Here is a 7,369-nt window from a genome sequence, read left to right on the forward strand (position 1 = left end):
CCTCCAGCTCCTTTGGGATCGTCTTGAAGTAGCCCATGAGGAGCCAGGTGCAGAACGGGATCAGGAACGTCGGATAGGTAAGGATCAGGGCCCAGGGGGTATTCCCCAGCTTGAAGTTCCGGATAATGTCGGCCAGCGGGATGAAGAGGAGCGTGGGCGGGACCAGGTACGTTACGAAGATCGCGGTCCCCAGGCCGCCCGCCAGGGGGAAGTTGAGGCGCGCCAGGGCGTAGCCCGCCAGGAGCCCACAGAACAGCGCGATCAATGTCGAGAGCACCGCGATGAACATGGTGTTCCAGAGCCAGACCGGGAACGCAGTCTTCTGGAGGAGGTCCTGAAAGTGCGCCAGCGTGGGGTTGAGGGTCCAGAACGGAGCGTTGTTCACCGCGCGCCAGGACCGGTACAGCTCGTGGTCCGGGCGGATCGCGGTGATGAGCATCCAGTAGAAGGGGAAGAGGACGCCGACGATGAAGAGCGTCAGCGGGAGGTAGAAGTACACCCACTTCTTCCAGCGCGGCCCCTCGATCATCTCACGTCCTCTCGACCCGGCGGATGTACCAGAGCTGGAGCACCACGATGAGGAACAGCACCGGGAACATGGCGAGGGAGATCGCCGCGCCTTCCCCGAGAAGGCCTGTCGCCACGCCGACCTGATACGCGTACGTCGCAAACAGGTGCGTGGAGTTCGCCGGCCCACCGCCCGTCAGCACATAGATCAGCTGGAAGTCAGCGAAGGTCTGGATCACCGAGAAGAGGACCACAACGAGCGTGACCGGGAGGAGGAGCGGCCAGGTCACCCGCCAGAACCGCTGCCAGCCGTTCGCGCCGTCGATGGCCGCCGCCTCGTGAAGCTCGGGGTTGATGGTCTGCAGGCCCGCCAGGAGCGTGATCGCATAGAACGGCATGCCACGCCAGGTGTTGATGATGATGGCGCACCAGAGGGCCAGGGTAGTGTCCGAGAGCCACGGGATCTTGGTGGTGATCAGGCCCGCGTAGTAGAGAGTCCAGTTCAGCACGCTGAAGGTCGGGTCGAACATCCACCGCCAGGCAAAGGTGGAGAGCACGGTCGGGACGATAAACGGCAGCAGCATCAGGGCTCGCACCAGGCGCTTGCCCCGGAAGTGCCGGTTCAGCAGGAGGGCGAGCCACATGCCGAGGGCGAGCTTCAGGATCGTGGCCCAGAAGGTGTACGTGAACGTGTTGCCGACCGCCTGACGGAAGATCGAGTCGGTCCAGGCCTTGCGGAAGTTCTCAAATCCGACAAAGCGACCCGGCTTCCCGACGGTGGTGTCAGAGACGGACAGCCACACACCCATGACGAACGGGTAGGCGATGAAAACGCCCAGCAGCACGACCGTAGGAACCATGAGGGCAAGCGCCAGAAGACGCTCATCTTCCAAGACGGAGACGCGCTTCCATGCGCGGGAAACGACGGGGCGAGGGACAACCGTCTCGATCCTGGCGGCGTCCCCCGCCCTCCCCACGAGCGCTCGTGTTCTCCTACGCTCAGAGCCCAGCAAAAGACCTAACTCGCCTCTGGTTCCGCCGGGGGGTGTCCTGAGGGGGGTGGGGACCCCCCTCAGAGACTATGCGTAGATCTTCAGAAGCTCACCGTGGGCCCACTTCACGGCCTCTTCCGCTTTCATCCCCTGGACCGCCTTGGCGTACATGTCCACGATGATGTACTTCGTATACGACTCGGTGGCTCGGGCAGTCGCCGGCCCCGCGTGGCCGAGCGTGCGGGTGAGCCGGGCGGCCCGCTGATACATCCGCAGCGGCTTGTCGACCCTGGACCACATGGGGTGCTCTTCCCACACCTTGGTCGAGCCGACGCTGTACGCCTCATTGGCCTGGAACCACTTCTCGTAGTTTTCCTTCGCGTGCAGCCACTTGAGGAAGTCCTTGGCCAGCTTCTGGCTCTTCGAGTACTTCATCACGCTGTGCTGGAACGGCAAGTACATCGCGAACTGGCCGGCCGATCCCCCCGGAAGCGGCGCGTGCTCGATGTCCTGGACCAACGGCTGGCCCTTTTCATCCTTCAGCTTCTCCTTCTGCCGCTTGGCCACAATGTAGATGGACGCGCCGTTGAGCGTAGCGCTGATCTCTCCGGCATGGAAGGCGCGGTTGTTGTTCGTGTCGTCCCAGGCAACCCCGCCCTCGTCGCAGGCGTCCTTCCAGAAGGCCTGCATGAACTTCACCGATTCGATCGTCGCTTTGGAGTTGAGCACGACCTTCTTGCCGGTCGCGTCGACCTCCGCGCCGGCGAAGGACCAGAGGAGCGGGTAGGCAAAGGTCGGCGGATCCCCGAAGCTGTGACCGAGCGCTTGGCCGACCGGCTTGCCCTTCGCCTTAAGCTTCTTTCCAACCTGGCGCCACTGCTCCCATGTCTTGGGAAACTCCTTCACGCCGATCTCCTCGTGCCAGGAGCGCCGGTACGCCACGGTGTTGCCGGTAATCCCATGGGGGACAGCAAGCCACTTGCCCCCGACCTTTGCGGTGGCGTTGAAGACGTCGTAGAAGCCGTTCTGCGCCTTGCCGATCGGCTCCGCCACGTCCGACACATCCACGATGCCGGCGGCGTAGAGGTGCGGCCAGTTCCAGAGCATCTGGATAATGTCCGGCCCGGACCCGGATTGGATAGCGGCAGTGATGCGGGCCTGGAGGTCGTTCGCGTTGATGAACTCGAAGGTGACCTCAGCGCCGAGGGCCTTGCTCGCCTCGGGGGCCTGACGCTTCAGCTCCACGTCGGCCTCCGGGATGAAGTCCACCCACCGGAGGATGTGGAGCCTTGTTCCTTGGGCGTCGGCCGGGGCCCGGCGGGCGGACAGGATCCCCTCGAGCCCGCCCGCGGCGGCGGCGACCCCGACCGCGCCGCCAACTTTCAGGAAGGTTCGACGGTCAACGCTTGGGACCGGGGTCGTGTCACGATCCGGTGTGTCCATCTGCGTCCTCCTCCTGGTATGGGTGACGAGTGGTGGAGACCTCCCCGCGTCCAGGGGCCCGCGCCGGTCTCGGAAACCGGAGCAGACTCCCCTCCTCGGGGGGGAATCCCCGACGGCAAGGGGTAGCGCCTCCTGAAGGACGTCACAGGGCTTGGGATGATGGAGTGTCTGCCGGCCTGACGGTTTGCATCTTGATAGCACTGAACCGCCGTCGTGTCAACGGAAAACCCGCGCGCAGACGCCGCGACCCGCGGCGCCACTCACCTGTCGTAGAGGCGGCGCGACTCGCGCACTCGCCCGAGGAGGACCAGGGCTCCCGCCATCGTCGCGGCGAGACCGATCCAGGCGGCCCCGTACCCCCCGATCCGCTCGACGGCCCAGCCGAACACGGGCGGCCCGAGCGTGACGCCGAGCGAGGAGACCGCGAGCCCGAGGCCGACGGCCGTGCCCGCGGCGCGCGGCCCCGCCAGCTCGGCCAGGAGCGTGTGCTGGACGCCGTTCCAGCCGATGCCGACGAACCCGAAGCTCAAGGCCAGGAGCGAGAGCTGCCACGCCGGTGTCCCCGGGCCCGTCGCCGCGATCGCGATCGAGCAGAGCATCGACCCGCTCCCGGCGAGGAAGAGGACGATCCGGCGGCGGCCGCCGAAGAGGCGATCCGAGAGAACGCCGAAGCCGATGCGTCCCAGGATGCCCGTGACCTGGGCCTGGGCGAGGTAGCCCGCAGCGCTCACCACGGAGAGCCGCACGACCTCGTGGAGGTAGAGGACGAGGAAGCTCAGCCAGACGGTCTGGAGCACAGCGAAGATGAGCGTGGCCAGGGAGACCCACCAGAGATCCGCCGTCCCGAGGACCGTCCGGATCATTCCGGAGCCGCCGCCTCCGGATGGTCGGAGCAGATCGGGCGGATCCCGGTAGAGGATCAGCGTGGCCGCGCCCAGCACGAGGATCGAGGCGGCCGAGGCCATCACCGCCGCCCGCCATCCGATGGCCAGCCCCAGGGCCGGGAGCAGAGCTGCGCCGAGGACACCACCGAACGGAAGGCCGGTCTGCTTGAGCCCGACAGCGGTGGCGCGCTGGCGTTGCGGAAACCAGGCGATGACGGCCTTGGTGGAGGTCGGATTCAGCATGCCGTAGCCGACGCCGGCCAGGATCGTCAGGGGGACGAGGACGGCGAACGAGCGCGCAAGGGCGGCGCTGAGGAGGCCGAGCGCGATCAGTGCCTGCCCCGCCACCATCGTCCGGCGGATCCCCCAGCGGTCAGCCAGCCACCCCGCGGGGAGCGACATGAGAATCGGCCCGACATAGTAGGCGGAGAGGAAGGAGCCCGCCTGGGTGAGCGAGAGGTCCAGGTCCTCACGGATGAGCGGGGCGATCGCCGGGAGACCCATGGGCCCGATGTTGGCGACCGTCTGGACGGCGAGGATCAGGACCAGGATCCGCCAGGACGCGGTCAACGCGGATGCTTTCTCAGGTAGGCCTCGACCGCGCGGAGGTCCTCCTCGGTGTCCACGCCGATCGTCGGCTCGGAGGTCTCCGAGACGTGGACGGGGATCCCGTTCTCGAGGAAGCGGAGCTGCTCGAGCCGCTCGGCCGTCTCGAGCACCGACGGCAGGAACCGGTGGAAGGTTTCCAGCGCCTCCCGACGGTAGGCGTAGAGCCCGACGTGTTTCCAGTAGACCGCGGTGCCGGTACGGTCCCGATCGTAGGGGATCGCGTGGTGCGAGAAGTAGAGGGCATTCCCCCGGAGATCGGTCACGACCTTGTTCACGTTGGGGCTCGCGGCCTCCTCGGGCGTGGCGCGGGCCTTCAGGGTGACCACCTGGGTGTCGGGGCGTCGCTGGAACGGCTCCACCAGTGCCCGGATGTGCTCGGGCGTGATCAGCGGCTCGTCCCCCTGGATGTTGACATACACGTCAGCGGCGCGGCCGCGCGAAACTTCCCAGATGCGATCGGTCCCCGAAGGATGAGCGGGCGAGGTCATGACCGCCGGGATCGCATGACCACGACAGACGCCAGCGACCTCCTCAGAGTCCGTCGCCACCAAAAGGTCGGTCAGCAGGGGCGATTGCCCGGCGCGGCGATAGACATGGCAGAGCATCGGCAGCCCCGCGATCTCGCGGAGCACCTTCCGGGGGAGCCGGCTGGACTCGAGGCGTGCGGGGATGACGCCGAGGACGCTGAGCGAGGCCATGGCTCACCGGCTCAGCCGGGGAAAGCCTGGATGGTCCCGAGCAGCGAGGGGAACGGCGTCGGGTCGGGCGAGAACGGAAACACGACCGGCTGGGTGAGGCCGGCCTTGGCGAACTGATCGAGTCGCTGCCGGCAGAAGTCGGCCGGGCCCACGACGCCGAGGCCGTCGAGGAAGCGAGGCGAGATCTGCTTGACGGCGCCTGCCCGATCGCCGGCCTGCCAGGCCCGCCTCGCCGTCTCCACCTCGGCGCCGAAGCCGCACGCGGTGAAGAACCGGGCGTAGGCATCCACGACGCAGTAGCCCGTGATCTCGCGGGCGAGCCACTGGCGCGCGGGCGCCGGGTCGTCGGCCACCGACACGCGGATGAAGCAGGCGATCTCAAAGCCGTCCAGTTTTCGTCCCGCCCGACGGGCGCCGATCTCGACCTGTCTGATCGACTCGGGGATCGCCTCGGGCGGGATCCAGTTCAGGAGCACGCCGTCCGCGATCTCACCCGCGAGCTGGAGCATCTTGGGTCCGAGCGCGCCGAGGTAGATCCGGACCGGCTGGGGCGGCGGCGGGATCAGGAGGCGGAAGTTCTTGAGCCGGTAGAACTCGCCCTCGAAGGTCACTCGCTCGCCGGCGAGCACCATCCGGATGATTGCAACCGCCTCCCTAAGCTGAGCCAGCGGCTTCCGGAAAGGCAACCCGTGCCACTGTTTCACGATGATCTCGCTCGAGACGCCGAGGCCCAGCGCGATCCGGCCTGGCGCCAGGCTGCCCAGCGTCGCGGCGGTGATCCCCAGGACGATCGGGCTCCGGGTCTGCACCGGGATGACCCCGGTTGCGATCTCGAGGCGCCTGGTATTCGTGGCCAGAAGCGTCATGGTGGTGACCGCGTCCGGGCCGCCGACCTCGGCGGTCCACGCCGCGTCGTAGCCGCGGGCCTCCGCTTCCTGGGCGAGCCCCAGGTGGTCGGCGAACGGCATCGGGTTGGAAAAGGGGATAGCCACCCCGAGACGGGTCATAGAAATCCTCGGAGGGGGGCTTCGCCCCCCTTCCGAACCTCCCCCGTGGCAGTTCGAGCCGCGGGGCTCCCGACGAGCCGCAGGCGAGGAGAGCCACGAGGCGAGGCCCGAGTAGATTGCGCGGGCAAAGCCCGCGCTCGATCTTCGGCGGGGGCCTCGACGGCCCCCTCCGACACCTCCCCCATCGCTTGCGCGGGCAAAGCCCGCGCTCGAAAGGGGCGCGCGTGGCAGTTCACGACGATGGCGGACACGTTCCTACTCCACCGTGATGGCGTCACGGGCGGCTTTAGCCGCGGCCGTCATGAACCTGAGATCGCCGAGGATCCCCATGAAGCGCCACCCCTCACGGATCCGACGGTTCAGGTTCTCGGGAGTGGCGCAGTGGATCCCGGCGGGGACGCCGTGGCGCTGCGCGGACCGGAGGATGGTCTGCACCGCCTCCTCGAACTCCGTGTGGGTCGGCTCGAGCGACGGCGTGAGCCCCATGGAGGCGCAGAGGTCGTTGGGGCCGATGTAGCACGCATCGACGTCGGGCACGGACAGGATGTCGTCGATCTTTCGCACCCCGTCGATGTGCTCGATCTGGAGCACGACGACGATCTCGTCGTTCGCCTTCTGGAAGTAGGTCGCGGGATCGGTCTTGAAGGAGAGCGCGTGGCGACCGCCTCCCAGGCTCCGGATCCCCTTGGGCGGGTACTTGGCGGCCTGGACGACCAGCTCCGCCTCTTCCCGGTCCCTCACATTGGGCGCGACGAACCCCCAGGCTCCCGCGTCGAGGACGCGCTTGATGTTCTCCTCGTTGTTCCACGGGACGCGGGCCATGGGCGCGACGGCGAAGCGGCCGATCGCCTGGAACATGGTGGCCAGCGCGTGCAAGTCGATGGGACTGTGCTCGGTGTCCACGACGAGCCAGTCGAAGCCGAGGGCCGCGAGCGCCTCCGCTGCGATCGGGTCTCCCAGGTTCAGCCACGTGCCCACCACGGCCTTGCCGTCCTTGAGCCTGCGCTTCACTGGATTGGCGAGCATCGGTGAGTCCCTCCGGTGGAAGATGGCGACGCAAAACGCCCCCATCCTAACAGACCCGGGTGCGCCTGAAAAGGCGGGCACCGGCCCCCTAAAAACGCTCTAAGCGAATGGGTCTGAGCGGAAGTACGTGGGGACGCGGGGTTACGGAACAACGAGTGCGCGAGAAGGCTGCTGGAAAAAACGCTCTAACGATCGGAGGGGGC

The 7,369-nt window shown here is 67.3% G+C and carries 7 protein-coding genes; all 7 read right to left on the minus strand.

Annotated features, from left to right (window positions below):
• On the minus strand, window positions 1-529 hold a 529-nt coding region (locus tag HY726_20675), incomplete at its 3' end, for a carbohydrate ABC transporter permease (protein MBI4611413.1).
• 1 nt (window position 530) lies between these two features.
• A complete protein-coding gene (locus tag HY726_20680; GenBank protein ID MBI4611414.1) occupies window positions 531-1,367 on the minus strand; it encodes a sugar ABC transporter permease in 837 nt (278 codons plus the stop codon).
• 219 nt (window positions 1,368-1,586) lie between these two features.
• Window positions 1,587-2,942 carry an extracellular solute-binding protein gene (locus HY726_20685; protein MBI4611415.1) on the minus strand — a complete coding sequence of 452 codons (1,356 nt, stop codon included), beginning with the start codon at window positions 2,940-2,942 and terminating at the stop codon, window positions 1,587-1,589.
• Between the two features lie 260 nt (window positions 2,943-3,202).
• Window positions 3,203-4,396, minus strand: a complete 1,194-nt coding sequence (locus tag HY726_20690; GenBank protein ID MBI4611416.1) for an MFS transporter — start codon at window positions 4,394-4,396, stop codon at window positions 3,203-3,205.
• Entirely contained in the window at window positions 4,393-5,133 is a 741-nt protein-coding gene (gene kdsB / locus HY726_20695) for a 3-deoxy-manno-octulosonate cytidylyltransferase (GenBank protein ID MBI4611417.1), read from the minus strand. Before kdsB ends, HY726_20690 begins: the two co-directional genes overlap by 4 nt.
• Window positions 5,134-5,144: 11 nt before the next feature.
• Entirely contained in the window at window positions 5,145-6,140 is a 996-nt protein-coding gene (locus HY726_20700; GenBank protein ID MBI4611418.1) for an LLM class flavin-dependent oxidoreductase, read from the minus strand.
• Between the two features lie 255 nt (window positions 6,141-6,395).
• The gene (locus HY726_20705; GenBank protein MBI4611419.1) at window positions 6,396-7,166 is read right to left on the minus strand and encodes a 2-dehydro-3-deoxyglucarate aldolase; all 771 of its coding nucleotides are present in this window, start codon (window positions 7,164-7,166) and stop codon (window positions 6,396-6,398) included.
• Between the last annotated feature and the right edge of the window lie 203 nt (window positions 7,167-7,369).

It is taken from the genome of Candidatus Rokuibacteriota bacterium (genome assembly GCA_016209385.1).
Taxonomy (GTDB): Bacteria; Methylomirabilota; Methylomirabilia; order Rokubacteriales; family CSP1-6; genus JACQWB01.